The following is a 25264-nucleotide window of genomic DNA, read 5'->3' as shown; positions in this document are numbered from 1 at the left end:
AAAATAAGGGTTCAGGTGCCGGTGAGTCACAATGCCGCCCGCACCGCGAAACTTCTGGTCAGTTAACCATAAACAGACAGTATAAGACTGTCACGTCTGAGATGACAGTGCAGTCCTGCCCATGAAGCTAAACTGTTGTTACGTCGTTACATACTGCCCGAAAGTCATATGAAACGCACCGTAATTATTAATCATTCAACATGAATATGACTGTTTATTCAGTAAGATTATGCGTCACGGCGCAGAAAACGCGCCGTGACTGCATAATAATCACACAGCCTTAACCGCAATGGTTTCGCCCTGCATACGTTTACGCATCGTACGCTTGGTGCGGTCGATAACGTCGCCAGCCAGCTGACCGCAGGCGGCATCGATATCGTCACCGCGGGTTTTACGCACGATGGTGGTGAAACCATACTCCATCAGCACTTTGGAGAAGCGATCGATACGGCTGTTTGAGCTACGCCCATACGGGGCGCCCGGGAACGGGTTCCAGGGGATCAGGTTGATCTTGCACGGCGTATCTTTCAGCAGTTCTGCCAGCTGATGCGCATGTTCGGTACCGTCGTTGACGTGATCGAGCATCACATACTCGATGGTCACGCGCCCCTGGTTCGCATTGGATTTTTCCAGATAGCGACGCACGGCGGCGAGGAAGGTTTCGATATTGTACTTTTTGTTGATCGGTACGATTTCGTCACGGATTTCATCGTTCGGCGCGTGCAGTGAGATCGCCAGCGCCACGTCAATCATGTCGCCCAGCTTGTCCAGCGCAGGCACTACGCCTGAGGTAGAGAGCGTAACGCGGCGCTTAGAGAGACCAAAGCCGAAGTCATCCAGCATGATTTCCATCGCGGGCACCACGTTCGTCAGGTTAAGCAGCGGTTCGCCCATGCCCATCATCACCACGTTGGTGATTGGACGCGTGCCGGTGATTTTTGCCGCGCCGACGATTTTCGCCGCGCGCCACACCTGGCCGATAATTTCAGACACGCGCAGGTTGCGGTTAAAGCCCTGCTGCGCCGTAGAGCAGAATTTACACTCCAGCGCACAGCCAACCTGCGAAGAGACGCACAGCGTGGCGCGGTCGTCTTCCGGGATATAAACCGTTTCAACGCGCTGATCGCCCACGGCAATCGCCCATTTGATGGTGCCGTCGGACGAGCGCTGCTCTTCGACCACTTCCGGCGCGCGGATTTCAGCCACTTCCTTGAGCTTGTTGCGCAGCACTTTGTTGATGTCCGTCATGTCATCAAAGTTGTCGCTGCAATAGTGGTACATCCATTTCATGACCTGATCAGCACGAAACGGCTTCTCGCCCATCTCTTTAAAGAACTCGCGCATCTGCTGACGGTTCAGATCCAACAGGTTGATTTTTCCATTTTTATTTGGAACCGCAGGAACGGCGACTTCGGAGGTATTCACTAGTTCAGACATAATATATTCCGGCCTCGTTGTTACACGTTATGGCCCGTGGAGGGTTGAAAAGAAACGCCCCGGAAAGCATCGGCTCGTCCGGGGCGTTGCATTGTACAAAGTCTGACGCAGGGATGCCACGTTTGCACGCGGCATTTACGAAATTAATGTGTAAACGAAACCGCTAAATTAACGGGTACGTGGGCACACTTCGCCTTCTGCGAAGAAGAACGCGATTTCGCGCTTAGCAGATTCAAGAGAGTCGGAACCGTGGGTGCCATTCTCGGTGAAGCTGTCGGCGTAGTCCGCGCGCAGAGTCCCTGCCAGCGCGTTTTCCGGTTTGGTTGCACCCAGCAGATCGCGGTGACGCTGTACCGCGTTTTCGCCTTCCAGCACGGAAACGACAATTGGGCCTGAGGTCATGAACTCAACCAGACCGTCAAAGAATGGGCGGCCGTCGTGCTCAGCGTAGAAACCGCGAGCCTGTTCAACGGTCAGGTGCAGCATTTTGGTGCCAACGATCTTAAACCCTGCTGATTCAAAGCGAGCGAAGATGCTGCCAATAACGTTTTTTGCCACCGCGTTTGGTTTAATGATGGAAAAAGTACGTTCAATAGCCATGATAACCTCTGTCAATGTTCTGTTGTTTTGCATACCGAAGTATGGTGTGGCGCGGATTATAAAGAGCAATAACGCTATTGCCTATGGATTCAGATAACATTTTTTTAAAATGAGATGAAGATTAGCAACAGATTCAGCGCCGCATGCCGTGGTGATGGTGCTGACAGAGGTAGCAGCGCGCGTCTTCACGATTAAAGGTCCAGAACGGGCGGCTGCATTCCTGGCATGTCGACGCATGTGCTGCCCTCTCGCTTCGCCGCGCCGCGCCTTTATCGGGCGTAAGCGTTACCGCCTGATGATGACACACGTTTTCGCATCCGCCGCATCCGGTACAGCGCCCCGGCTCGATCGCTAAAATGCCTGCTTCAAAGCTCAGCGCCTTCTCCGCGCAGCTTCGCCAGCAGGCGCCGCACAGAACGCATTTTTCCGGGTCAATCGTGAGATGACATTCGCTGAAATCGGGAAACGCCGCCCTGAGCTGCCGCAACCCCGGCAGGACGGCGCGCGCGCTCACCGCGTCGCGAGGAACGTGGATTAGCGTTCGACGCGCGGCGTCGATCTCCTTTTTCAGTGCGGGCCTGAAGGTCCAGGTCGGCTCACCGAAACTGCGAAGCGCGAGGTTAAGCCCGGCCAGCGCCACCATCCACGCGGTAAATCCTTCGGCTTCCAGGCTGATTGAGCGAACCCCGCGCTGCGCGTGCCAGAGCAGAAGCTCGTTAACCGTTGGCGCCTTGTGGCTAAACGGCCCCACCAGCGCGTCGTCATGCTGGTAGCGTTTTTGCGGGCTGACGCCCGAAATGGCGTCCGCGGGGCAAACAAACAGGCAGTCTCCGCATTCAATGCAGAGCGAATCATCAACGGAAATCCGCCCGTCAGTCATGGAAAATGCCCGCGCGGGGCATACGTCCGCGCAGGCATGGCAGGAGGCGCTGCGAAAGCGGCGGCGGACGCAGTCCTGCGTCACGCCCACCGCCGAAGCGAACAGGATGTCCATCAGCCAATGCTGAAGAAGACAAAGCGCAGCAGCACTTCGCCGACAACCAGCAGCGCGGTGCCCGCCAGCAGCAGGCTACGCGCCTGCTTAAGGCCGCCAGCCGCGAAGCACAGCATCCCGACTACGGACGCGCACCAGCCCAGAAGATGCACGCTGCGCAGCTGCTCAAGCATGCGCAGCGGATCGTGAGGGAAGGTCACGACGGTATGATCCAGCGCCGCGATATCCGCCAGCCAGACCGGCTGCATCAGCAGGCGAATCAGCACCAGCAGCGTCACCGCGATCGCGGCACCACGCAGGGCGCTGCGCGTTTGCGCCCCGAGCGCCACGACGGCGGAGCCGATAATGCCGACCGAGCCGATAAACAGGACCAGGGTGTTCACGTGCTGCCAGGTGATGACCGACGCGTGCATGTAAATCTGCGCCATGCAGAACACGTCAACCAGGCCGATGATGCCCGCCAGCGCCAGCAGCGCTTTTCCGCCAGGTTTACCGAAGAACAGCAGGAGCACCGCAAGGCCGAGCGCCGCCAGATAAAGGCTGGCAAACACGATCTCGCGGCTGAGCCAGGAGCTGGCAACGTGGCGCAGCGCGTTAAGGGCATTCAGCGGGTAGCCCATATGCAGGGCGGACGCGAGAAGCCCCAGGCTCGCGAGCACGAACGCACCGGCCGCCGCGATGGCCACGCTGCGGCATGAAGCCTGCGCGCCCATCACCTGCTGGCGATCAAACCCGAGCCAGAGCGTAATGCCCACGGAGCCCTGGAGGAAAAGCGTAAAGATCAGCAGCGGTAGCTCATGCATGACATTTGCCCTCCTTTTCTGCCCCCTGATGGGCCTTAACCACCAGGTTTGGCCGCGTGATGGACGAGTCCGGCAGCCCTTTTACGTCGCACAGCGCGCCATATTTAGCGCGCAGCTCGTCAATCGGACCAAACTTGATGGCCTCCAGCGGGCAGGTTGCCACGCAGACCGGCAGCTCACCCTTCGCCTGCAGATCCACGCAGAAGTCGCATTTTGACATTTGTCCGGTCTGTTCGTTGAGCTGCGGCGCGCCGTAAGGGCAGGACCACGCGCAATAGCCGCAGCCGACGCATTTGTCGGTGTCGACGCGCACGATGCCGTCACCCGGCCGCTTGTGCATCGCGGTCGTCGGGCAGTTTTTGGTGCAAATCGGGTCCGCGCAGTGGTTGCAAGAGATAGAGAGCGTATAGGCAAAGACGTTATTGCTCACGCCGCCCTGCCCGGTTGGGATGAAGTTCCCGCCGTTGACCTCATACACGCGGCGAAAACGACGCCCTACCTCAAGGTTATTTTTATCTTTGCACGCCACCTGGCACGCCTTGCAGCCGGAGCAGCGCGAGGAGTCGATAAAGAACCCCAGCTGTTTGTCGCTCACCGGCGGATACTCTTTAAACTGACTCATGCTTTTGCTACCTCCACCAGCATGGTTTGATGTGAATTCCCTTTCGCCAGCGCGGTGATGCGCGCCGAGCTGAGCACGTTTGCGCAGCCGCCCTTATCGACGCCGCGTTCGTCGGGCTGCCACCAGGCACCCGCCTGCATTGCCACAACGCCCGGAATAATGCGCGGGGTGACTTCCGCCGGAACCTCGCAAATGCCGCGCTGGTTATGGATACGGACGGTGTCGCCCTGCGCAATGCCGCGACGCTGCGCGTCCTGCGGGTTGATCCACAGCTTCTGCTGCTGCGCTTCAATCAGCCACGGGTTGGCGTACTGCGTCGAGTTGGCGCGGTTTTTTCCTTTCCAGGTAATCAGCTGCAGCGGGAAGGATTTCGCCAGCGCGTCTTCCGGGCCCTCATGGGCGGGAACGTAGTGCGACAGCGCCGGGATCTCCGGATGGTGCATGTCGTACAGACGCTTGGAAAAGATCTCGATTTTTCCGGACGGCGTCGGGAAAGGATGGTTTTCCGGATCGCGCACGTTTTCTTCAAAGGCGACAAACGGCGCGCTCTTGAACAGATGCTGGCGGGTCTTTTGCAGCGTCGCAAAGTCCGGCAGGTTTTCATCCGGCATCGCCAGGCAGGTCTGCTCCCAGATGTGTTCGATCCACGCTTTTTCATCGCGGCCTTCGCTAAACGCCTGCTCGATGCCGAGCTTCGCGGCCACCTCGCGCAGCCAGTCGTAGTCCGAGCGGCGCTCAAACTCCGGCTCGATCAGCTTTTCGGAGAGGATCAGATAGCTTGCCGTGCCCCAGGTTTCGCCGATGTTCCAGCGCTCCATAAAGCTGGTCTCCGGCAGCAGCAGATCGGCGTATTTCGCGCTTGGGGTCATGAACAGATCGCTTGCCACGATGAACTGGATTTTGGATTCATCCTCCAGCACGCGCGTGGCCTGGTGCAGATCCGGGTTCTGGTTCGCCAGGTAGTTACCGGCAAGGGAGAAGAGAATGCGGATATTGCTGTCCAGCTTGTCAGCCTCCTTCAGCCCGACGTCCGGCGTCACCTGAGAGGCGTCATCCGCGGCCTGCACCCAGTTCATCACCGAGATTTTGGCCTTCACCGGGTTGTCCGGCATTTCCGGACCGGCGGCAAATTTACGGTTGCCGCAGCCGCCGTAGCCTGCCGCCCAGCCGCCCTTCACGCCGACGTTGCCCGTCAGCGTCGCCAGAATGGTCGATCCGCGCGCGGTGCGTTCGCCGCAGTTATGACGCTGCGGGCCCCAGCCCTGGATCAGCGCCGCGGGTTTGGTGTTGGCATAGTCGCGCGCCAGCTGGCGGATCGTCTGCGCGGGCACGTGGGTGATCTTCTCCGCCCATTCCGGCGTTTTCGCCTGACCGTCTTTTGCGCCGGTCAGATAGGCCATCAGCGATTCGTTCGCCGGCACGCCTTCGGGCATTGACGCTTCGTCAAAGCCGATCGCGTGGCGCGACAGGAAGTCGCGATCGTGCAGATTCTCCGTCACGATCGTGTACATCATGGCGTCCATCAGCGCGTTGTCCGTGGTCGGCAGCAGCGGGATCCACTGGTCGGCAAGCGACGACACCGTGTCGGAATAGCGCGGATCGACAACGATGAAGCGGGTGCCGTTTTGCTTCATCTTCTGGAAGTAGTAGTTGGTGTGGCCAAAAATGGTTTCCGTCGGGTTGTGCCCCCACAGGATCACCAGCTTTGTATCCAACAAGGTGTCCAGCGAGCTGCCGCTGGCGGCGGTGCCGTAGGTATAGGGCGTCGCGGCCGCGGTGTTGCCCATGCTCACCGAATGGTAGCTTTCCAGGTAGCCGCCGGTCAGATTCAGCAGGCGGCGCACCATCTTATCCCCGGAGAAGGTGCCGCCGGAGACCGCCGTACCCACGTGAACATAGCGCGACGCAACGCCATATTTTTCGGTAATTGTTTTTAAATTGTTGGCAATCAGCGTGGTCGCTTCATCCCACGAGATGCGCTCAAATTTCCCCTCGCCGCGCTTGCCCACGCGCTTCATCGGATATTTCAGACGGTCAGGATGGTAGACGAATTTCCGATACGCCCGACCGCGCACGCAGGCGCGCATAACGGGCATTTCAGGGTCGAGTGCATCGTCGGGCCGCGTGGAGATACGGGTAACGACCCCTTCGCTGACGTGCGCGCGAATATCGCACTTGCCGCCGCAGTCAAAGGTGCTGCAGGTCTGAACGACGCGTTCCGGGGAGACATTCTCCGCTGCATCGGCGGGCTGCGCCTGCACGCTGCCTGACGTGGTGATAAAAGGGAGCGCAACCAGCGCCGAGCTGGCCTGGATGAAATTGCGCCGGGACACCGAAGGTAATAACCCCTCTCCCTGGTCTGTTATTTTTTTCATGATTGGGTCCTTAACATAAAAACGCATTCTCGCGGTTTTATGGACCCCTATTTTTGATAGGTATCAAGGTAATCCATAAGGATTACCACAATTATAAGTTAATGATAATTATTCCTTTTTTTAGCTAAGCGTTTACTTAGAATGTTGATGAACATCCTAACGAACCAGCGAAAAATTCACTGCCGCAACCTGTCCGGATTGATCCATCACCACCAGCTGGTAGTCATCCGGCTTGCTTAACCCAAGTGACAAATAGCTGCTTCTTGATGAAAGCGGTTCGCCGTTTAAAAACCACCAGCGCTCGCCTTCTCCGCCACCGGCGGTGACCGAAAGCGTCATGGCCTCCTGCCCCGGCAGGCGACGGATGACCGCGCCCTCCCTGACCCCGGACAGCATCAGCGGTGCAGCATTATGATTGTCTAACGGCGGACAGACGGCAGACGCCGCGGGCAGGCGTGCCGCCCTTCTTTCCGACGGCGGCAGCCACGGCTCAAGCGGAAGCGGCCAGACGTCCAGCACCTTCTCTGCCGCATCCGGGCAGTCCGCCGCCACCCGCTTTCCGCTTTTGTCCAGCCAGACGGGGAATCGGATCCCGCGAATGCCCTCCTGCTCCGGCAGCAGCAGCGTAGGCGGCTCGCTTCCGTCCAGCAGCCAGGTCGAGAGGCGGCGTCGACAGTTTTCACTGCCTTCCGGCAGCGACTGGCCGCCCGGCCAGCAGATCGTGCCCCGCCCCACGCTCGCGGGACGCGGGTCGCGCGGAAGGCGCGCCTCGTCGATTGTCGAGCGCGCCTGAAGCACGTTATTGACCTGATTTAAAAGCGGAACGGCACTGGCATAGCCGAACTGCCCGGCGACGGGCGTGCCGTCGGGCCGCCCGGTCCAGATGCCAATCACGTAGCGGGCGTTAAGCCCAATAGCCCAGGCATCGCGATAGCCGTAGCTGGTGCCCGTTTTCCACGCCAGCGGCGCAACCTGCGGCAGCGCGTTATCCGGCAGCGGCTGCGCCTCGTTGGCAAGAATGCGGCGAATAATCCACGCCGCGCCCTGCGACAGCAGCGGCCTTTCCACGAGCGGATCGCCGGGCTGCAGGCGCAACCTCCCCGCCTTGCCGCGGCGGGCAAACGCGCTGTACGCGGCGGTAATATCGGCGAGCCGGGCGCCCGCGCCGCCCAGGATCAGGGATAAATTCGGCTGCGCCCCGGCGGGCAAAATAAGCGGCAGCCCCGCGTTGCTCAGCATGCCCGCAAAGCGTTTCGGCCCGTAGGCCTCCAGCACCTGAACGGCAGGCAGATTGAGCGATCGCACCAGCGCCTCGCTCATGCTTACCGGACCGTGAAAACCGCTGTCGAAGTTGCCGGGCCGATAATCGCCCGTTTTTCGCGGCACGTCCTGCAGCAGTGATGCCGGGTGGATCAGGCCGTCGTCCAGCGCCATGCCGTAAACGAAAGGCTTGAGCACCGATCCCGGGGATCGGATCGCGTTAACCATATCAACGTGGCTAAAGCGGCTGTCGTCGTTAATGTCCACCGATCCCACCCAGCCGCGCACCTTCATGTCGGTGTGATCGACAACGATCATCGCCAGCGAGCTGCGCGCGGGCAGGCGGGATTTCCAGTTCATCGCCAGCTCTTCAAGCTGCCGCTGCAGGGCGGCATCAAGGGTGGTAACGATTTTCGTCTCGCGGCTTTTGCCGAGCATCATGCGTGAAAAGAGCGGCGCGAGCTGCGGCATCTGGCGCGGGGCCAGCCAGACCGGCTCCTCGCGGGATTCCTTCACCTGCTTTGCGGACCAGACGCCCTGCGTCACCATCCTCTCGAGCACCTTATTGCGCGCGGCCTCGGCGCGTTCCGGCCAGCGGTCGGGGCGCAGGCGGCTGGGCGCCTGGGGTAACACCGCCAGCAGCGCCGCTTCGGAATAGCTCAGCTGCGACGGCGGTTTGCCGAGATAGGTCCAGCTTGCGGCCCCGACGCCCTGCAGCGTGCCGCCAAAGGGGGCGCGGTTCAGGTAGAGCGTAAGGATATCGCGCTTGGAAAGGTGCCACTCCAGCTGCAGCGCCCGCCACAGCTGGCGGATTTTGCCGCCGAAGGTGCGCGGATGTGGGTCCAGCAGGCGCGCCACCTGCATGGTCAGCGTGCTGCCCCCGGAGACCACTTTGCCTGACGTCACGTCCTGCCAGGCCGCGCGCAGCACGGAGAACGGGTTAACGCCGGGGTGATCCCAGAACCAGCGGTCTTCATACTGGATCAGGGCCTCGAGATAGCGGGGAGAAACGTCTTCCAGGGTGACCGGATAGCGCCAGATCCCTTCGCCGTCGGCAAAGCGCCAGAGCGGAGTTCCGTTCTCATCCACCACCACCCTTGCGGGGTTGACCTCTTTCAGAGGCAGCGGCCACAGGCGGTCGGCCGCGAGAATCAGCCCCCATAAAACGAGAAGCGCTCCCGCCAGCCGAAGCCAGCGGGAGCGTAAGAGACGCGCGATCGGCATCTTACGGAACAACGATCAGCGGGCCGCTGGCCGCTCCGGTGGCCCGCCACTGCGGCACGTACATGGATTCCACCCTCGGCACAGGCACCTGATAGGTTCCCGGCGTCACGGCGCGCGCCAGATACACCAGCGTCACCGGCTGGCCTTCGCTGACCGGCACGGCGGCTACAAAGCGATCGTCGCGGAACTCCATATGCTGAATATCCGCCTGCTGCATTTGGTTCAGCAGGTTTTGCACCTCGCTGCCGCTGTCCTGCAGGCTGGCGCTGCTGCTTGCCAGATTCTGGTTTTCCAGCTCAAGCCCCGCCGGGAGCAGGTCAACCACCAGCGCGTCCGGCACGTTCTGGCTGGCGTTGATTTCAAGCCATACCAGCACCAGCTCGCCGCTCTTCAGCGAAGAGAGGGATTTGCTGCTGCCGTCCGTCGCCAGAATTTGACGTTCAATTTGCAGCACGTTTGACGCGGGCTGAGGGGCATACTCAGGGTAACCCGTGCTGTCGAGCCGCACCCACAGCGGAGCGGTGCCGGTATTGGTCACCTGCAGCGCGCCAAGCTGGTCGCCATTCAGGTTTTCGACCTTCGCCTTATCGCCGCTTAATGGGGTTTCAGACGTTGACGCTTTCGCCTGCCACGCTCCGCTCAGGGTTTGCAGCGAGCGCCCGGCCAGGAACAGGGCGTTGCTTTCCTGCGTCGACAGCCAGCGCTGGCTGAACGCCTGCTCGGAAAGGGTATTGAGCAGCGCGTTCTGCGCATCCGGCATCAGCTGATACTCTTCGAGCAGCGAGAGCATCAGCGCGTTGTCGCGAAGCGCGCTGCCGTAATCCGCCATCCAGCTTTTCGCGTCGCTGCGCGGTGTTTTGAGCGCCAGATCCAGCGCCTGCTGGCTGCGCGGCGCATCGCCCATCAGCTTCAGCGCCATGCCGAGTTGCATCAGCGGCAGCCCGGATGCCGCCTGCGCATGGCGATCCCAGATTTCACGCAGCGCGCCCAGCGGCGCTTTCTGCTGACGCGCCAGCACCAGCGCGGCGTAGGCCTGCACGGCAAACCGGCTTGCCTGCGCGTTGTCGCTGTAGCGAATAGACATCATGCCCGGATCCTGCAGGTAGCGCAGCAGGCGGGTGTTGGCGTTATTCACCGCGTCCGTCGGCACGCTGTAGCCCTGCTCGCCCGCGCGCACCAGGAAGTCCGTCACGTAGGCCGTCAGCCAGTACTCTTCCGGCCCGTTTTTATCCCACAGCGCAAAGCCGCCGTCGTCGCGCTGCATTTGCAGCAGGCGGGCGATCCCCACCTCAATCGCCCCGCGGCGCTTGTCGTCCGTATCGCCCTTAATGCCAAGCGCCGACAGCTGCGCGGCGTTGGTATAGAGCGACGGGAACAGGCCGCTGGTGGTTTGCTCCAGACAGCCGTACGGATAAGCCTGCAGCTCGCGAATGTAGCGCGCCAGGTTCAGCGGCGGCTTGCCGCTCAGCAGCAGCTGCCCCTGCAGGGTCGCAGGAGAGAAACCGTTAATATGCTGAGCCGGTGCGGTCCAGGATTCGCCCGGATTCAGCATCGCGCCGGTATTGACCGTCTGGGCCGGGAAGGCCGGACGCACGCCGATTTTCCAGCTCTTCTGCTGCGGCGCAAACGTCTCGCCGGGCAGCTGAAGGCCGGTCACCTGCGCCGTCACGTCACCGTCGCCGTAGCCGTCTAGCGCGCGCACCGGAATAAAGATCGTCGTACGTGCCCCCGGCGGTAGCTCGATCGGCTGCGGCTGCGCGCCTTCGAGCGACAGCTTGCCGGAAGCGGTTAGCGCTACGCTCAGCGTCTGCGGCTGGTCCGTCAGGTTAGTGAGATCCAGCGTCAGCCTTGAGGTATCGCCGCTCGCCAGGAAGCGCGGCGTGTTGAGTTCGGCAATAATCGGCGCGGCGACAACCACCTTGCTCTCGCTGCTGCCGAAATCGTCTTCCGTCCAGGCCTGAGCCATCAGGCGCAGCTCGCCGTTAAAATCCCCAATCGGCAGGGTAATCGTGCCTTCGCCGTTGGCGTCCAGCTCAACCGGCTGCGCCTGCTGGGCGATAATCGTGACGTGATTCACCGGCGGCTTGCCGCCGCGCTTCAGCTCGTCGCCGTCGCCGCCGAAGCGCAGCGCGGCCATACGCCCCTGCCCTTCGATAACCTGGCCGTAGATGTCATAGATGTCCGCACCGTAGCGCTTCTGGCCGAAGAAGGCCTGCCAGGGATCGGGCGTGACGTAATCCGTAATGTTCAGCACGCCGCTGTCCACCGCGGAGACCAGCACGTTTACGTTCTGCGGCACGGCCCCGTCCTTCACGCTGGCCTTGACCTTCACGGAGAGGGTCTGGTTTGGACGCATTTTTTGCGGGTTATCCAGCGCAATGTTCAGGCGGCGGTTTTCGTCGCCCATCGGCAGATGCAGCAGCCCTACGGCGCGTTTCGGCGTGGCGGATTTGGATTTGTCGCCGGGGCGAACCACCAGCGTGCTGAGGTAGAGATCGTGGCGCTTCCAGGCTTTATCCACCGGAATGGAGAGATCCAGCCCGTTTGCCGGAACGTCGATCTCTTTCCACCACAGCGGCCCTTCGCTGGACTCGATCATCGCGTAGCCTTTCCCTGCGGCAGGCGCGGCGATATGCAGCTTGATGGTGTCGCCAGGCTGGTATGCCGGCTTGTCGAGCTTCAGGGTTACGCGGTCAGGACGCGCCGCGCCCGTGCCGTCGCTGTTGTCCTGCCAGCTGTAGCCCGCCCAGAAGCGCACGCTGCTGACCTTATTATCAGGCGCTTTCACCTCCAGACGATAGGAACCCCACTCCACCGGGAAGGTCACTTTACCCGTTTCATCGGCCTTGAGGCTGAGCTCCTGCTCGGCTTCGACCAGATCTTTTTGATCGAACTGGGACTGCCAGCCGTCGCTTTCGGACCAGTTCCAGAAGTAGTCGCGGCGCTCGCGGATCAGGCGAACCTGCAGCCCTGAAACGGCTTTTTTCGCGCCGCTGGCGTCGGCATACACCACATCAAAGCTGGCGTTGCCGTTTTCATCCACGATCGGCTGGTTGACGGTGGTATCGGTGCGGTAATCGTAAACCGCCTTGCTGGCGAACTGCGGGCGAATGCCCGGCAGCGCGTCGGCTGGCCAGATGGCCTGTTCGGCGCGGCGCGTCACCGGACGTCCGCCGGACTCCAGCAGGCTGGCCTGCAGGATAAGCTGCAGCGGCGAATGCGCGTCCTTCCACTGGCTTTCAACGGCGACCTGTCCGCGACCCTGCTCGTTAAGCGTCAGCTGAACTTCGTCCAGGCTGCGGCTCAGGTTTTCCTCGGCGATATCGCCAAACTGGAAGCCGGGCAGCGCGGCGACGGCCTCGCGCAGCGGGCGCAGGAACAGCTGGCCCTGCAGAGAATTGCCGTTGGCCGGCGCGCCGTACAGGTAATATCCCACGACGTCGAAGTTCACTTTATCCTCGGGCGACAGTGGCGCTTTTTGCCCCGTCAGGTTGAGCGCCATGCGCTCCGGCATAAAGTCTTCCACGTGGAAGTCCCACAGCCGCTGCAGGTTATCGCCCGCGTTGGCGCGGATGTGCCACATACCGGTCTGGGCACCGCTATCGAGGGGATAGTTGAAGCGGTAGAGGCCGTTTTCAGGCTGTACTACAACGGTGCGCGCCACCTGCCCGTCCGGGCGAAGCACGTCGAGCTTAACCGGCTGCGCGGGCAGCGGTTTGCCATCGCTGTCGCGCAGCAGGCCGTTGAGGATCACCGTTTCGCCCGGACGATAGAGATCGCGCGGGCCAAACATAAAGAACTGTTTGCTGTAGCCAGGGCTACCGGCAATATTAAACTCCGCCAGATCGAGCGCCGGGAGCTTGAGGTCAAGCAGCGTGGTCTGGCCGTCTTTGCTCGCCAGGATCAGCGCCGCCTCTTTATCCGTTTCCAGCTTCGCATGGCCGTCCGCGTCGCTGTTCGCTTCGGCAAGCGTCTGCCCTTTGTCATTCAGCAGCGTGACCTTCACGCCGGGCTGCGCGGCGCCGTTTTCCAGGCTCTGGGTAAAGATATCCAGACGGTTGTGATAGCGGTGAGCGGACAGCCCAATATCGCTCAGGGTAAAGAGCGTGGCGGCGTTGCTGTAGCTGTAGTGCCCGGCCTGATTCATCACCGCGATGTACACGCCGGACTGCTGCAGCGGCTTGATATCGCGCAACGGCAGGAGCAGCTTTTCACGCGTGTTGCGCGCCGGATTGAGATCGAAACGCCCGGTATAGACCAGCTCCGCCATTTTGAGCAGATTGTCCGATTCCCAGTTGGTCAGGGAGTTGCGGTATTCCCACTGGCTGACAAAGGCGGCCAGCGACTCCGGCTTCACCCGGTAGAAGTTGACGTCAACGTTGTTCACGTTGAGCGCCATCACCGGCAGCCCCTCCACAACTTTACCCGGCAGCAGCGATCCGCGGCTGGCAAAACCGACCGTCGGCTCGACGTCACGGGTGGTCAGCGCTTTTTCGTAATCGGTACCAAACGTCGCTTTGTTCAGCGCCTGCAGGTCGCGCTCAACGGTGACGACCAGATTGCGGTTTGGCTCCAGGTGACGCAGGCGCAGCTCTTTCAGATTAGGCGCAAGTTCCCACGCGCCGTCGACTTTGCCACTTTTCTTATCCACCACGTGAACCGTTTTCGCAAAGTCCTGGTCGGGATTGAGCGGAATGGAGAACGTGAGCACCAGCGTAGCCGCGCCGTCCAGCTGCACTTCCGAAGCGTCCTGCAGGGTCAGCGTTTTGCCCTGGCTCTGCGCGGCCAGCTTCGCGAGCCTGTCCGCATCCGGCTTTGCCGGCGTTTTCTGTTGCGTAGTGGTAGACGCCGCGGGTGCCGCAGCCTGAGGTTTTTCGTCGCTATTGTCGCAGCCGACAAGCGTAAAGGTGGTAAGCAGCGCGAGCGAGAGCGCGGCTAAGCGAAACGGTTTCATCCTGTATCCCTGGCCCAAAGAGCCTGTTGGTCATCGTCCGGATAAGTATTATCGCCCTGTTTAATTAATACCAAAAGTACAAATTAAGAATTCAGGAAAGAGAGAGAAAATAAGGCGTTGCTCGCACGTTGAAGAAGGCTGGCTTGTGGGTATTAGCAAAAACGCCGACAATTCAGCTTTACGGATAAAAACGGAGGCAACTATGTCTACCTCATACTTCGTCGCGGCCGACTGGCTGGTTGAACACGGTAACGACCCCGAAGTGCAGATTATTGACGCGCGGATGGCCCCTCCCGGCCAGGAACACCGCGACCTTGCTGCGGAATACCGTGCCGGACATCTGCCTGGCGCGGTCTTTTTTGATATTGAAGCGCTCTCCGATCATACCTCTTCCCTGCCGCACATGCTGCCGCGCCCGGAAGCGTTTTCGGTGGCGATGCGCGAGCTTGGCGTCAGCCGCGATAAGCATCTGGTGGTGTACGACGAGGGCAATCTCTTCTCTGCGCCGCGCGCGTGGTGGATGTTGAAAAGCTTCGGCGTGGAGAACGTGTCGATTCTGGCGGGCGGCCTGGCAGGCTGGAAGCGCGACGAGTTGCCGCTACAGCAGGGCGATGTTGCGCTGCCGGAAGGCGATTTTGACGCTGAATTTAACCCGGACGTGGTGAAACGCCTGACCGACGTGCTGGTTATCAGCCATGAAAAAACGGCGCAAATCGTCGACGCCCGCCCCGCCCCGCGCTTCAATGCCGAGGTCGACGAGCCGCGAGCGGGCCTGAGGCGTGGCCATATTCCCGGCGCGCTGAACGTGCCGTGGGGCGACCTGGTGTTTGAAGGCGAGCTGAAAACCACCGACGAACTGCGGGAGATTTTCGAACGTCAGGGCGTCGACCTCACGCGTCCCATCGTCGCCAGCTGCGGTTCCGGCGTAACGGCCTGCGTGGTGATACTGGCGCTGGCGACGCTCGGCGTCAGCGACGTGACGCTGTACGACGGGGCGTGGAGCGAATGGGGCGCGCGCAGCGATCTGCCCGTTGAACCCGCCTGATAGCGAAGCGGGGTGAATATTCACCCCGCAATATTTAGATAATACGGTTTGTTTTCAGGTCGCGCAGGAAACCGCCCCAGCGACGCTCGTAGAACGGCGTGATGTGCTCGGTAATAAAGTGGCTGATGCCCTTCTCGCCTTTCTTCACCTGGCAGATATCAATCGGCTCGTCGCCCGGCAAGGTGTCGGTCGCCACGCTGCCCGTCGCCTGAATAATCTCGTCGATATCCCCGTCGGACTCGATGCCAATCAGCAGCACGGGCTGCTCGTCCGCCCCTTCTTTGATGGAGCAAAGAAACGCGCGCTTCACCGGCTTGAGGGTTTTGAACAGCGTGGTCAGCGAGTCGATCATCTGCGCGGGCGGCTCGGCCACTTCGGACAGCAGCAGCGTCTCGCCCCCTTCAAGCACTTCCTGGGTGCTGAGCGGGTTACCCTCTTCACCGATCAGATGGCTGATTTCACGCGGCGTGAACTCTTTCCCGGTCGGCAGCTTGGCGTTCAGGAACAGCGTCTGGCCGAGCGTCATTTCAAACAGCGTGCGCACCGGCATCACCACGAACGCCTGTTCGTCTTCCACTGCCTTCTGCAGCGCTTCCAGCGAGGTGAAGAACGGGATCACCGACGCGCCGTCGTCTTTCTCCCAGTGCAGCAGATCCAGCGCGCTGTCTTCGACAACCTGCTCGCCTTCCGCCGCCGTTCCCGGCACCCAGACGGTGGACTCCAGCAGCGTGCGGAAAAATGCCGGACGGTGGGCGGGCTCGGTCGCCGCCTGCTCCAGCAGGGTTTCTAATTCGTTTTTGGTTTCTGACATAATGATTCCAGATGGTGCATTCCACCCCTCACCCTAACCCTCTCCCCAAAGGAGAGAGGGAATTTGAACACCCTCTCCCCTTTGGGGAGAGGGCGGGGGTGAGGGGCAATAATTACTCAGCCGTCAGCAGGTTCGCAATCGTGCGCACGCCGAGACCGGTCGCGCCTGCGGACCACTGCTCCACCGCCGCTTTACGGTAGGTTGCGGAGCAGTCAACGTGCAGCCAGCCTTCGTGATAGTTTTCAACGAAGTGTGACAGGAAGCCCGCCGCGGTACTTGCCCCTGCCGAGTACGCGGCGCTTGCGGTGTTGTTCAGCTCGGCAAAGTTAGACGGCAGCTGGCTGCGGTGGAACTCGGCCAGCGGCAGGCGCCAGAACGGCTCATTCTCCTCGGCAGCGCTTGCCAGTACGCGGGCGGCCAGCCTGTCGTCGAAGCTGAACAGCGCGTGGTAGTCGTTGCCCAGCGCGGTTTTCGCCGCGCCCGTCAGGGTCGCCATGTCGATGATCAGCTCCGGCTTCTGGGCAGAGGCGTCGATCAGGCCATCGGCCAGCACCAGGCGGCCTTCCGCGTCGGTGTTCATCACCTCAACGTTTTTGCCGTTGCGGTAGCGAATGATGTCGCCCAGCTTGAAGGCGTTGCCGCTGACCATGTTGTCCGCGCAGCACAGGTAGAGCTTCACGCGCTTGTTCAGACCGCGGGTGATAGCAAACGCCAGCGCGCCGGTGATGGTGGCCGCGCCGCCCATGTCGGACTTCATGGAGTCCATGAACGCGCTCTGCTTCAGGCTGTAGCCGCCGGTGTCGAAGGTGATGCCTTTCCCGACCAGGCAGGCAAACACCGGCGCGTCTTTATCACCGGTTGGGTTGAAGTCCAGCGCCAGCAGCACCGGCGGGCGCTCGGAGCCGCGGCCCACGGTGTGGAGGCCCATGTAGTTCTGCTCGCGCAGGTCTTCGCCTTTGGTGATGCGGTAGGACATCTTATCGCCCGCCACGCCGCACAGCAGGTCAACGGCGCGCTGCGCCAGCTGCTCGGGGCCGAGATCTTCCGCCGGGGCGTTGATGGTGTCGCGCACCCAGTCGATGATTTTTAGACGGCTTTCCAGCTCTTTCTGACCGGCTTCATCAAGGCTGGCCCACTCGATTTTACGGGTGCCTTTTGGCCCTTTGTAGCCCGCCCAGAACGCCCAGCTGCGGTCGGTGTCCCAGCCTTCGCCCGCCAGGTTCACATGCTTAATGCCCAGACCGTCAATTTTGCGCGCCGCGCGCTGGATCAGGCCCAAATCGTCTTTGACCGTCAGGTGCAGGGTTATGCCGTCGTTATTGATGCTGTAGGTGGCTTTCTCGCCCCAGCGCGCGTCGGCTGGCTGCGTAGAGAGCGTAATCTTCATCGCTTCGGTCATTTTATTTATCCTTATTAGCAAACGGGCCGCCTGAAGGCAGCCCATAGAGTCTCTTTCCACTAAATGATTCGCGTTGCAGGAAGGCGGCAAGCGAGTGAATCCCCGGGAGCAGAGATAACTCTGTGACCGGGGTGAACAAGCGCAGCCAACGCATCGGCAACGTGAAGCATGACGTGGAAATTATTCTGCTTCATCTAACCAGACTAACAGAATCGCCTCCAGAATTTTTTCATTGGATGCGTTGGGATCGTCATCAAAATCTTCTAAATCGCAGATCCACTGGTGCATATCGGTGAAGCGTACGGTCTTCGGATCGAGATCCGGGTTTGCGTCGTACAGCGCTTCGCCGATTTCACGGCTGTCTGTCCACTTCAGTCCCATATCAATGCTCGCGTGCGTGGTTGATGGTGTAGCGCGGGAACTCGACGACCAGATCTTCGTCGGTGACCGCCGCCTGGCAGCTTAAGCGGCTGTCCGGTTCCAGACCCCATGCTTTATCCAGCATGTCGTCTTCGTCTTCGGTGCTCTCGGCCAGCGAGTCAAAACCTTCACGCACGATGCAGTGGCAGGTGGTGCAGGCACAGGATTTTTCACAGGCGTGTTCCACTTCGATACCTGCGCGCAGGGCAACATCGAGAATGGTCTCACCGGCCTTCGCTTCCAGAACAGCGCCATCCGGACACAGGTCCGCATGAGGCAAAATAACAATCTTTGGCATATTAAACCTCGTCCACGGACTGGCCTTTCAGCGCGACGCGGACGGATTTGTCCATGCGGCGAGCGGCGAAGTCCTGGGTTTGTTTATCAACGTTTTTAATGGCTTCTTCTATTGCGTCAGCGTCATTGCCCATGGCTACCAGGCTTAAGTGCGCGGCAGCCTTATCAATCACCTGGCGCTCGGCGGCGCTTAGCAGCGCGGCATCGGCAGTGAGCGCGCCGGTCAGGCTTTCCAGCACGCGTGCGGCTTCGACTTTCTGTTCGGCCAGCATGCGCGCCTTCACGTCCTGTTCGGCGTAGCTCATTGAGTCCTGAATCATGGAGGCGATTTCGCCATCGGTCAGGCCGTAGGACGGCTTCACCTGGATGGACGATTCAACGCCGGTCGATTTTTCCATCGCCGTGACGCTCAGCAGGCCGTCCGCGTCCACCTGGAAGGTGACGCGAATATGCGCTCCGCCCGCAGGCAGCGCCGGAATACCGCGCAGCGCAAAGCGCGCCAGGGAGCGGCAGTCCTGCACCAGCTCGCGCTCGCCCTGCATCACGTGGATGGACATTGCGGTCTGGCCGTCTTTGAAGGTGGTAAACTCCTGCGCGCGCGCCACCGGGATGGTGGTATTGCGCGGGATCACTTTCTCCACCAGGCCGCCCATGGTTTCTAAACCGAGAGACAGCGGGATGACGTCCAGCAGCAGCATTTCGCTGTCCGGCTTGTTGCCGACCAGAATATCGGCCTGGATAGCCGCGCCGACGGCAACCACTTTGTCCGGGTCGATGGAGGTGAGCGGCGTGCGGCCAAAAAATTCGCCCACGCGCTCGCGCACCAGCGGCACGCGCGTCGAGCCGCCAACCATGACCACTTCCAGCACCTCGTCGGCCTCAACGCCCGCATCTTTCAACGCGCGGCGACAGGCCAGCAGCGTGCGCTTGACCAGCGAGGCAATCAGATCGTTGAACTGGTCGCGGGTGATCTCGCCCTGCCAGCCCGCAACGCTCACGGTAACCGTCTGCGCGTCGCTCAGCGCGATTTTGGCGTCGATCGCCGCATCCAGCAGCTCGCGCTGCACGCGCGCGTCGCTGCGATCGGCAATACCCGCCTGCTCGCGAATGTAGTCCGCCAGCAGGTGGTCGAAGTCATCCCCGCCGAGCGCGGAATCCCCGCCGGTGGCCAGCACTTCAAACACGCCGCGGCTCAGGCGCAGGATCGAGATATCAAAGGTGCCGCCGCCGAGATCGTAAACCGCAATCACCCCTTCCTGACCGGAGTCGAGGCCGTAGGCAATTGCCGCCGCCGTCGGCTCGTTCAGCAGGCGCAGCACGTGCAGGCCCGCGAGGCGCGCGGCCTCTTTGGTGCCCTGACGCTGTGCGTCGTCAAAATAGGCCGGAACGGTGATCACCACGCCGTCCAAATCGCCTTTCAGCGTTTCGGTTGCGCGGGCCGCCAGCGCTTTGAGGATATCCGCGGAAACGCGAATCGGGTTCAGCAGACCGGCCGCGGTTGCGATCATCGGCAGGCCGTTTTCACTGGCCTGCAGCTGATACGGCAGATGCGGGTAGCGGGCCTGAATGTCGGCCAGCGAGCGGCCCATCATGCGCTTAACGGAGCTGATGGTGTTGGCCGGGTCGCGCGCGGCGTTGGCGCGCGCGTCAAAGCCGACCGCGTGGCCCTGCTGCTGGTAGTGGACCACGGAAGGCAGCAGATGGCGGCCCTGCTCGTCAGCCAGCGTTTCCGCCTGGCCGCTGCGCACGGTCGCCACGAGGGAATTGGTGGTGCCAAGGTCAATACCGACCGCCAGACGACGCTGGTGCGGTGCGGCGCTCAAGCCAGGCTCACTAATTTGTAATAAGGCCATAATTTGCTTCCGAAATTAAAAGTCGAGCAGCTTTTCTTCGAGTTGTTCAGCGCTGCTTCGCAGTTTATCGAGAAAACGGAGCTTGCGCACGGTGTCCGCCGCCAGATCCCAGGTCTCGTCGTTCAGTTGCTTTACCATCTGCTGATGGCGAGTATCGAACATGCCCTTCACGCGCTTGATAAACGTTTCCAGACGCGCTTCGTCTTTGGCCTGTTCAATCTCATCCAGCTCTTCGCGCAGCTCCAGCTGTTCCATCAGAAACGCCGTGTCGCGCACGGTGTGCTGTTCGCTCGCCAGATCGAAGCCGTGGAGCGAGAGCAGATATTCCGCGCGCGCCAGCGGATGGCGCAGCGTCTGCCAGGCCTGGTTGATGGTCGCAGAGTGTGAGACCGCCGCCAGCTGCTCAGCCTGCGTGCCGCTGGCGAATTTATCCGGATGATACTGACGCTGCAGATCCTGGAAACGGATCGTCAGCGCCTGGAGATCGATCGGGTATTGCGCGGGTAGTCCGAAGAGAGTGAAGTAATCCATAACAATCTCAGGGGTAGCCAGTTAGAACAAACCCCACGCGTAGCATAGCCACGGTGGGGTTTCGGATGACGCGCGGTTAAACGTGGAAGCTTTCGCCGCAACCACACTCGTCTTTGACGTTCGGGTTCGTGAATTTGAACCCTTCGTTCAGGCCTTCTTTAACGAAGTCCAGCTGAGTGCCGTTGAGGAACTGCAGGCTTTTGCCATCGACCACCACCTTCACGCCCTTGTCTTCGAACACGGTGTCATCGGACGCCGGTTCATCAACAAACTCCAGTACGTAAGCCATACCGGAACAGCCGGAGGTACGCACGCCCAGCCGCAGGCCAAAGCCTTTACCACGGTTCGCCAGAAAAGAGCTTACTCGCGCGGCAGCGCTGTCGCTAAGGGTAATCGACATACTCAAACCTCAATTATTTTGCTTCACGTTTGCTTTTATAGTCCGCAATGGCGGCTTTGATCGCGTCTTCTGCCAGGATAGAGCAGTGAATTTTCACCGGCGGCAGTTCGAGTTCTTCAGCAATGTCCGTGTTCTTGATTGCCTGTGCTTCGTCCAGAGACTTGCCCTTCACCCACTCGGTGACCAGGGAGCTGGACGCAATAGCAGAACCGCAGCCGTAGGTCTTGAAGCGCGCGTCTTCAATGATACCTTCATTGTTGACTTTAATCTGCAGCTTCATCACGTCGCCACACGCCGGAGCGCCAACCATGCCGCTACCTACGCTGTCGTCGCTGTTGTCAAAAGAGCCAACGTTGCGCGGGTTCTCGTAATGATCGATGACTTTTTCGCTGTATGCCATGTTAAATTCTCCTTATGTACCGATTAGTGATGTGACCATTCAATGCTGTTCAGATCCACGCCCTGCTTGAACATTTCCCACAGTGGAGAAAGGTCGCGCAGACGGCCAATGGAGTTGCGTACCAGCTTGATGGTGTAGTCAATCTCTTCTTCGGTAGTGAAACGACCTAAAGAGAAACGGATAGAGCTATGTGCCAGCTCGTCGGTCATGCCCAGCGCGCGCAGCACGTAGGATGGCTCGAGGCTTGCAGAGGTACAGGCAGAACCGGAAGAGACGGCCAGGTCTTTCAGCGCCATGATCAGCGATTCGCCTTCAACATAGTTGAAGCTGACGTTGAGGATGTTCGGTGCGCCCTGCTCGAGATCGCCGTTCAGATACACTTCTTCCATATCTTTCACGCCGTCCCACAGACGGTTACGCAGCGTGCGCAGGCGCGCCATCTCGGTTTCCATCTCTTCTTTCGCGATGCGGTACGCTTCGCCCATGCCCACGATCTGGTGAACTGGCAGAGTACCGGAACGCATGCCGCGCTCGTGACCGCCGCCGTGCATCTGTGCTTCGATGCGGATACGCGGTTTACGACGAACGTACAGCGCGCCGATACCTTTTGGGCCGTAGATTTTGTGGCCGGAGAAGGACATCAGGTCCACTTTCAGCTGGCTCAGGTCGATAGGCAGTTTGCCCACGCTCTGGGTGGCATCAACGTGATAGATGATACCGCGCGCGCGGCACATTTCGCCGATGGTAGCGATGTCCTGCACCACGCCGATTTCGTTGTTAACGTGCATGATGGAGACCAGAATGGTGTCGTCGCGCATGGCGGCTTCCAGCTCTTTCAGGTCGATGATGCCGTTGCTCTGCGGCGCAAGGTAGGTGACGTCAAACCCTTCACGCTCGAGCTGGCGACAGGTGTCCAGCACGGCTTTGTGTTCGGTTTTGCTGGTGATGATGTGCTTGCCTTTTTTCTGATAAAAGTTGGCTGCACCTTTGATCGCCAGGTTGTCGGATTCGGTCGCGCCCGAGGTGAAAACAATTTCACGCGGGTCGGCGCCAACGAGGTCAGCAATCTGATTACGGGCGATATCGACCGCCTCTTCAGCATGCCAGCCAAAACGGTGTGAACGGGACGCTGGGTTACCAAAGTTTCCGTCCAGGGTCAGACACTGCATCATTTTCTCGGCAACACGCGGGTCCACCGGCGTGGTTGCGGAGTAATCGAGATAGATCGGTAATTTCATTGCTCTATAAACTCCGTACATCGCTTCAATGCAAGGAATCAGGCAACCGGCTGGATGTACGACCGAGTACGCGGGGCATCAAGCCCCGGCCTGATTCTGAAATCTTATAATTTTTTGTCCTACATAGTTCGTGTTGCAGCAAGTGCGGCCAACGCAGTTGCGGCACGAAATATGACGGGCAAATTAGGCGCGTAATTTGACGTCGATTGCGTCTTGCGCGCGGGTGCTGCGCTGTGATTCATGGCTGTGCTGACGGCCAGAAACGTCCAGAACTTCCTGGTTATTGACCAGTTCACCCAGGGTGATGTTGTTCAGGAAGCCGGTCAGACGGTCGCTCAGATCGCGCCACAGCGCGTGAGTCAGGCACTTATCGCCGCCCTGGCAGCCGCCTTTACCCTGGCAGCGGGTCGCGTCAACGGATTCATCCACTGCGCTGATCACTTCGCCAACCGCAATACTGCCCGCATCTTTACCCAGCAGATAACCGCCGCCCGGGCCGCGCACGCTGGAAACGAGTCCATTTTTACGCAGTCTGGAGAACAGCTGTTCCAGATAAGAGAGGGAGATGCCCTGTCGTTCAGAAATATCAGCCAACGGAACCGGGCCCGCTTCGGAGTTGAGCGCAACGTCCAGCATCGCGGTCACGGCATAACGCCCTTTAGATGTCAGTCTCATGTCTTACTTAACCTCAAACTCGCCCCTGCCCGGGGTTTTTTATTGTAAAATGGGGGTATTGCATAGCAGGGCCAAGTCTGACATTCCTGACTAAAATGGTCAACTATTTACTTGACTGTTTTAGTCAGGTATTTAACCTTCTGTGCCGTATCCTTTTGCCCTGCGGCGCTGCGCTTGCACGGGCCTACGGGTTTTGTAGGCCGGGTAAGCGCAGCGCCACCCGGCGAACAGACGGCACTATTCCTTATTCTTCTGCTCAATCGACGCCAGAATCCCGCGCAGGATGTTCAGCTCCTGGCTTTCCGGGCGCGCGCGGGTAAACAGACGGCGCAGCTTGTTCATTACCTGACCGGGATGGCCTTCGCGGATAAATCCGGTGGACAGCAGCGTCTGCTCCAGGTGGCCGTAGAAGCGCTCCAGATCGTCCACCAGCGGATACGCGGTCTCTTCCTGTGGCTCAGCGCTGCCTTTTTCCTGCGTTGCCAGCCACGCCATGCGCACTTCGTAGGCGATAACCTGCACCGCCATCGCCAGGTTCAGCGAGCTGTACTCCGGGTTAGCGGCAATCGCCACGTGATAATGGCACTTCTGCAGCTCGTCGTTGGTCAGGCCCACGCGCTCGCGGCCAAACACCAGCGCAACCGGCGCCTGTTCAGCCTCCGACACGCTTTTGAGACCGCACTCGCGCGGGTCCAGCATCGGCCACGGCAGCGTGCGGGAGCGCGCGCTGGTGCCGACGACCAGGCTGCATCCGGCCAGGGCTTCATCAAGGGTGTCGACGATCTGCGCGTTGCCGATCACGTCGCTGGCACCGGCGGCCAGCGCGATGGCCTGAGAGTCGGGTTTTACCAGCGGGTTAACCAGCCACAGGTTCGTTAAGCCCATGGTTTTCATAGCGCGGGCAACGGAGCCCATATTGCCGGTATGCGATGTTTCGACCAGCACGATTCGAATGTTTTGCAGCATAGTTTTAGGTATCTGGATTCTGTGTCTGAAGAATATTCCGGCATATTACCATAAACGAGAGACATAATCCGATCCCGCTGCTATACTCTGCGCCGATTTTCCCGTTCTTTAACATCCAGTGAGAGAGACCGATGCATCCGATGCTGACCATCGCCGTGCGCGCAGCGCGCAAGGCGGGTAATGTAATTGCCAAACACTACGAAACACCTGACTCCGTAGAAACCAGCCAGAAAGGCAGCAATGATTTCGTGACCAACGTCGATAAAGCCGCAGAAGCGATTATTATCGAAACGATCCGCAAATCTTACCCGCAGCACACCATCATCACCGAAGAAAGCGGTGAACATGAAGGTACCGATCAGGATGTTCAATGGGTTATCGATCCACTGGATGGCACCACCAACTTCGTAAAACGCCTGCCACACTTCTCCGTGTCTATCGCAGTACGCATTAAAGGCCGTACTGAAGTCGCCGTGGTTTACGATCCAATGCGTAACGAACTGTTCACCGCCACTCGCGGTCAGGGCGCACAGCTGAACGGCTACCGTCTGCGCTGCAGCAATGCACGCGATCTGGACGGCACCATTCTGGCGACCGGCTTCCCGTTCAAGGCGAAGCAGCACGCTACCACCTATATGAATATCCTCGGCAAGCTGTTCACCGAATGCGCGGACTTCCGCCGCACCGGCTCCGCCGCGCTGGATCTGGCCTACGTAGCGACCGGTCGCGTTGACGGCTACTTCGAGCTGTCTCTCAAGCCGTGGGACTTTGCGGCGGGCGAGCTGATCGCGCGTGAAGCAGGCGCCATCGTGTGCGATTTCACCGGCGGCCATAACTACATGTCTACCGGCAACATCGTTGCGGGTAACCCACGCGTGGTGAAAGCCATGCTGGCAAACATGCGTGACGAGCTGAGCGACGCGCTGAAGCGTTAATTCAGTCTGTTAAGCCCGGTGGCGC

Annotated in this window: 21 protein-coding genes; 2 read left to right on the top strand and 19 right to left on the bottom strand. The window is 60.1% G+C overall.

Annotated elements, in window-relative coordinates; translation table 11 throughout:
* Positions 1 to 270 precede the first annotated feature (270 nt).
* From AB8804_RS03120 to AB8804_RS03085, 8 genes are all read right to left on the bottom strand, one after another.
* On the bottom strand, positions 271 to 1437 hold the full coding sequence (locus tag AB8804_RS03120) for a bifunctional tRNA (adenosine(37)-C2)-methyltransferase TrmG/ribosomal RNA large subunit methyltransferase RlmN (RefSeq protein WP_371183001.1): 1167 nt from the start codon (positions 1435 to 1437) through the stop codon (positions 271 to 273).
* 168 nt (positions 1438 to 1605) lie between these two features.
* Positions 1606 to 2037, bottom strand: coding sequence for a nucleoside-diphosphate kinase (ndk, locus tag AB8804_RS03115; RefSeq protein WP_371182999.1), 432 nt, complete (start codon positions 2035 to 2037; stop codon positions 1606 to 1608).
* Between the two features lie 133 nt (positions 2038 to 2170).
* On the bottom strand, positions 2171 to 3034 hold the full coding sequence (locus AB8804_RS03110) for a 4Fe-4S binding protein (RefSeq protein ID WP_371183495.1): 864 nt from the start codon (positions 3032 to 3034) through the stop codon (positions 2171 to 2173).
* The gene (locus AB8804_RS03105; protein ID WP_371182997.1) at positions 3031 to 3834 is read right to left on the bottom strand and encodes a dimethyl sulfoxide reductase anchor subunit family protein; all 804 of its coding nucleotides are present in this window, start codon (positions 3832 to 3834) and stop codon (positions 3031 to 3033) included. The genes AB8804_RS03110 and AB8804_RS03105 overlap by 4 nt, the downstream gene beginning before the upstream one ends.
* Positions 3827 to 4456, bottom strand: coding sequence for a DMSO/selenate family reductase complex B subunit (locus AB8804_RS03100; protein WP_371182995.1), 630 nt, complete (start codon positions 4454 to 4456; stop codon positions 3827 to 3829). Before AB8804_RS03100 ends, AB8804_RS03105 begins: the two co-directional genes overlap by 8 nt.
* Positions 4453 to 6831 carry a DMSO/selenate family reductase complex A subunit gene (locus AB8804_RS03095; protein WP_371182993.1) on the bottom strand — a complete coding sequence of 793 codons (2379 nt, stop codon included), beginning with the start codon at positions 6829 to 6831 and terminating at the stop codon, positions 4453 to 4455. The genes AB8804_RS03100 and AB8804_RS03095 overlap by 4 nt, the downstream gene beginning before the upstream one ends.
* A 156-nt stretch (positions 6832 to 6987) precedes the next feature.
* The gene (gene pbpC, locus AB8804_RS03090; protein WP_371182991.1) at positions 6988 to 9315 is read right to left on the bottom strand and encodes a peptidoglycan glycosyltransferase PbpC; all 2328 of its coding nucleotides are present in this window, start codon (positions 9313 to 9315) and stop codon (positions 6988 to 6990) included.
* Between the two features lies 1 nt (position 9316).
* Positions 9317 to 14269, bottom strand: a complete 4953-nt coding sequence (locus AB8804_RS03085) for an alpha-2-macroglobulin (RefSeq protein ID WP_371182989.1) — start codon at positions 14267 to 14269, stop codon at positions 9317 to 9319.
* Between the two features lie 202 nt (positions 14270 to 14471).
* On the opposite strand from AB8804_RS03085, the gene sseA reads away from it, so the two are divergent.
* On the top strand, positions 14472 to 15314 hold the full coding sequence (gene sseA, locus AB8804_RS03080) for a 3-mercaptopyruvate sulfurtransferase (RefSeq protein WP_371182987.1): 843 nt from the start codon (positions 14472 to 14474) through the stop codon (positions 15312 to 15314).
* A 34-nt stretch (positions 15315 to 15348) separates the two neighbouring features.
* Here the strand turns inward: sseA and sseB are convergent, their stop codons facing one another.
* The 11 genes from sseB to trmJ all read right to left on the bottom strand — a co-directional run bounded on the left by sseB (position 15349) and on the right by trmJ (position 24304).
* Entirely contained in the window at positions 15349 to 16125 is a 777-nt protein-coding gene (sseB, locus tag AB8804_RS03075) for an enhanced serine sensitivity protein SseB (RefSeq protein WP_371182985.1), read from the bottom strand.
* A 112-nt stretch (positions 16126 to 16237) separates the two neighbouring features.
* A complete protein-coding gene (pepB, locus tag AB8804_RS03070) occupies positions 16238 to 17524 on the bottom strand; it encodes an aminopeptidase PepB (RefSeq protein ID WP_371182983.1) in 1287 nt (428 codons plus the stop codon).
* Positions 17525 to 17704: 180 nt separating this feature from the next.
* A complete protein-coding gene (gene iscX / locus AB8804_RS03065; protein WP_003860650.1) occupies positions 17705 to 17905 on the bottom strand; it encodes a Fe-S cluster assembly protein IscX in 201 nt (66 codons plus the stop codon).
* A gap of 1 nt (position 17906) precedes the next feature.
* A complete protein-coding gene (fdx, locus tag AB8804_RS03060; RefSeq protein ID WP_371182979.1) occupies positions 17907 to 18242 on the bottom strand; it encodes an ISC system 2Fe-2S type ferredoxin in 336 nt (111 codons plus the stop codon).
* 1 nt (position 18243) lies between these two features.
* The gene (gene hscA, locus AB8804_RS03055) at positions 18244 to 20094 is read right to left on the bottom strand and encodes a Fe-S protein assembly chaperone HscA (RefSeq protein ID WP_371182977.1); all 1851 of its coding nucleotides are present in this window, start codon (positions 20092 to 20094) and stop codon (positions 18244 to 18246) included.
* Positions 20095 to 20109: 15 nt separating this feature from the next.
* On the bottom strand, positions 20110 to 20625 hold the full coding sequence (gene hscB / locus AB8804_RS03050; RefSeq protein WP_371182975.1) for a co-chaperone HscB: 516 nt from the start codon (positions 20623 to 20625) through the stop codon (positions 20110 to 20112).
* A 76-nt stretch (positions 20626 to 20701) separates the two neighbouring features.
* Positions 20702 to 21025 (bottom strand): iron-sulfur cluster assembly protein IscA, encoded by a 324-nt coding sequence (gene iscA, locus AB8804_RS03045; RefSeq protein WP_003860659.1) that lies wholly within the window; start codon positions 21023 to 21025, stop codon positions 20702 to 20704.
* A gap of 13 nt (positions 21026 to 21038) precedes the next feature.
* Positions 21039 to 21425 (bottom strand): Fe-S cluster assembly scaffold IscU, encoded by a 387-nt coding sequence (gene iscU, locus AB8804_RS03040; RefSeq protein ID WP_015703172.1) that lies wholly within the window; start codon positions 21423 to 21425, stop codon positions 21039 to 21041.
* 23 nt (positions 21426 to 21448) lie between these two features.
* Positions 21449 to 22663 (bottom strand): cysteine desulfurase, encoded by a 1215-nt coding sequence (gene iscS / locus AB8804_RS03035; RefSeq protein ID WP_020883022.1) that lies wholly within the window; start codon positions 22661 to 22663, stop codon positions 21449 to 21451.
* Positions 22664 to 22846: 183 nt separating this feature from the next.
* Positions 22847 to 23338 carry a Fe-S cluster assembly transcriptional regulator IscR gene (gene iscR, locus AB8804_RS03030; protein ID WP_006176693.1) on the bottom strand — a complete coding sequence of 164 codons (492 nt, stop codon included), beginning with the start codon at positions 23336 to 23338 and terminating at the stop codon, positions 22847 to 22849.
* A gap of 237 nt (positions 23339 to 23575) precedes the next feature.
* Positions 23576 to 24304, bottom strand: coding sequence for a tRNA (cytosine(32)/uridine(32)-2'-O)-methyltransferase TrmJ (gene trmJ, locus AB8804_RS03025; RefSeq protein ID WP_371182966.1), 729 nt, complete (start codon positions 24302 to 24304; stop codon positions 23576 to 23578).
* Between the two features lie 131 nt (positions 24305 to 24435).
* Between trmJ and suhB the strand changes: the two genes are divergently transcribed.
* Positions 24436 to 25239: an inositol-1-monophosphatase gene (gene suhB / locus AB8804_RS03020; RefSeq protein ID WP_003860668.1), complete on the top strand. Its 804-nt coding sequence runs from the start codon at positions 24436 to 24438 to the stop codon at positions 25237 to 25239.
* Positions 25240 to 25264 lie beyond the last annotated feature (25 nt).

It is taken from the genome of Enterobacter sp. KBR-315C3_2022 (genome assembly GCF_041399425.1).
GTDB lineage: Bacteria > Pseudomonadota > Gammaproteobacteria > Enterobacterales > Enterobacteriaceae > Enterobacter.
The sequence above is the reverse complement of the archived record's forward strand: the minus strand, read 5'-3'. Positions and strand labels throughout refer to the sequence as shown.

Excerpts from the sequence above, each read along its gene's own strand:
- suhB (WP_003860668.1), top strand. The coding sequence starts at position 24,436 with ATGCATCCGATGCTGACCATCGCCGTGCGCGCAGCGCGCAAGGCGGGT.
- AB8804_RS03100 (WP_371182995.1), bottom strand. The coding sequence starts at position 4,456 with ATGAGTCAGTTTAAAGAGTATCCGCCGGTGAGCGACAAACAGCTGGGG.
- hscA (WP_371182977.1), bottom strand. The coding sequence starts at position 20,094 with ATGGCCTTATTACAAATTAGTGAGCCTGGCTTGAGCGCCGCACCGCAC.
- hscB (WP_371182975.1), bottom strand. The coding sequence starts at position 20,625 with ATGGATTACTTCACTCTCTTCGGACTACCCGCGCAATACCCGATCGAT.
- pbpC (WP_371182991.1), bottom strand. The coding sequence starts at position 9,315 with ATGCCGATCGCGCGTCTCTTACGCTCCCGCTGGCTTCGGCTGGCGGGA.
- AB8804_RS03105 (WP_371182997.1), bottom strand. The coding sequence starts at position 3,834 with ATGCATGAGCTACCGCTGCTGATCTTTACGCTTTTCCTCCAGGGCTCC.
- sseB (WP_371182985.1), bottom strand. The coding sequence starts at position 16,125 with ATGTCAGAAACCAAAAACGAATTAGAAACCCTGCTGGAGCAGGCGGCG.
- AB8804_RS03095 (WP_371182993.1), bottom strand. The coding sequence starts at position 6,831 with ATGAAAAAAATAACAGACCAGGGAGAGGGGTTATTACCTTCGGTGTCC.
- AB8804_RS03120 (WP_371183001.1), bottom strand. The coding sequence starts at position 1,437 with ATGTCTGAACTAGTGAATACCTCCGAAGTCGCCGTTCCTGCGGTTCCA.
- iscR (WP_006176693.1), bottom strand. The coding sequence starts at position 23,338 with ATGAGACTGACATCTAAAGGGCGTTATGCCGTGACCGCGATGCTGGAC.
- ndk (WP_371182999.1), bottom strand. The coding sequence starts at position 2,037 with ATGGCTATTGAACGTACTTTTTCCATCATTAAACCAAACGCGGTGGCA.
- iscU (WP_015703172.1), bottom strand. The coding sequence starts at position 21,425 with ATGGCATACAGCGAAAAAGTCATCGATCATTACGAGAACCCGCGCAAC.
- fdx (WP_371182979.1), bottom strand. The coding sequence starts at position 18,242 with ATGCCAAAGATTGTTATTTTGCCTCATGCGGACCTGTGTCCGGATGGC.
- pepB (WP_371182983.1), bottom strand. The coding sequence starts at position 17,524 with ATGACCGAAGCGATGAAGATTACGCTCTCTACGCAGCCAGCCGACGCG.
- iscA (WP_003860659.1), bottom strand. The coding sequence starts at position 21,025 with ATGTCGATTACCCTTAGCGACAGCGCTGCCGCGCGAGTAAGCTCTTTT.
- AB8804_RS03085 (WP_371182989.1), bottom strand. The coding sequence starts at position 14,269 with ATGAAACCGTTTCGCTTAGCCGCGCTCTCGCTCGCGCTGCTTACCACC.
- iscX (WP_003860650.1), bottom strand. The coding sequence starts at position 17,905 with ATGGGACTGAAGTGGACAGACAGCCGTGAAATCGGCGAAGCGCTGTAC.
- trmJ (WP_371182966.1), bottom strand. The coding sequence starts at position 24,304 with ATGCTGCAAAACATTCGAATCGTGCTGGTCGAAACATCGCATACCGGC.
- sseA (WP_371182987.1), top strand. The coding sequence starts at position 14,472 with ATGTCTACCTCATACTTCGTCGCGGCCGACTGGCTGGTTGAACACGGT.
- iscS (WP_020883022.1), bottom strand. The coding sequence starts at position 22,663 with ATGAAATTACCGATCTATCTCGATTACTCCGCAACCACGCCGGTGGAC.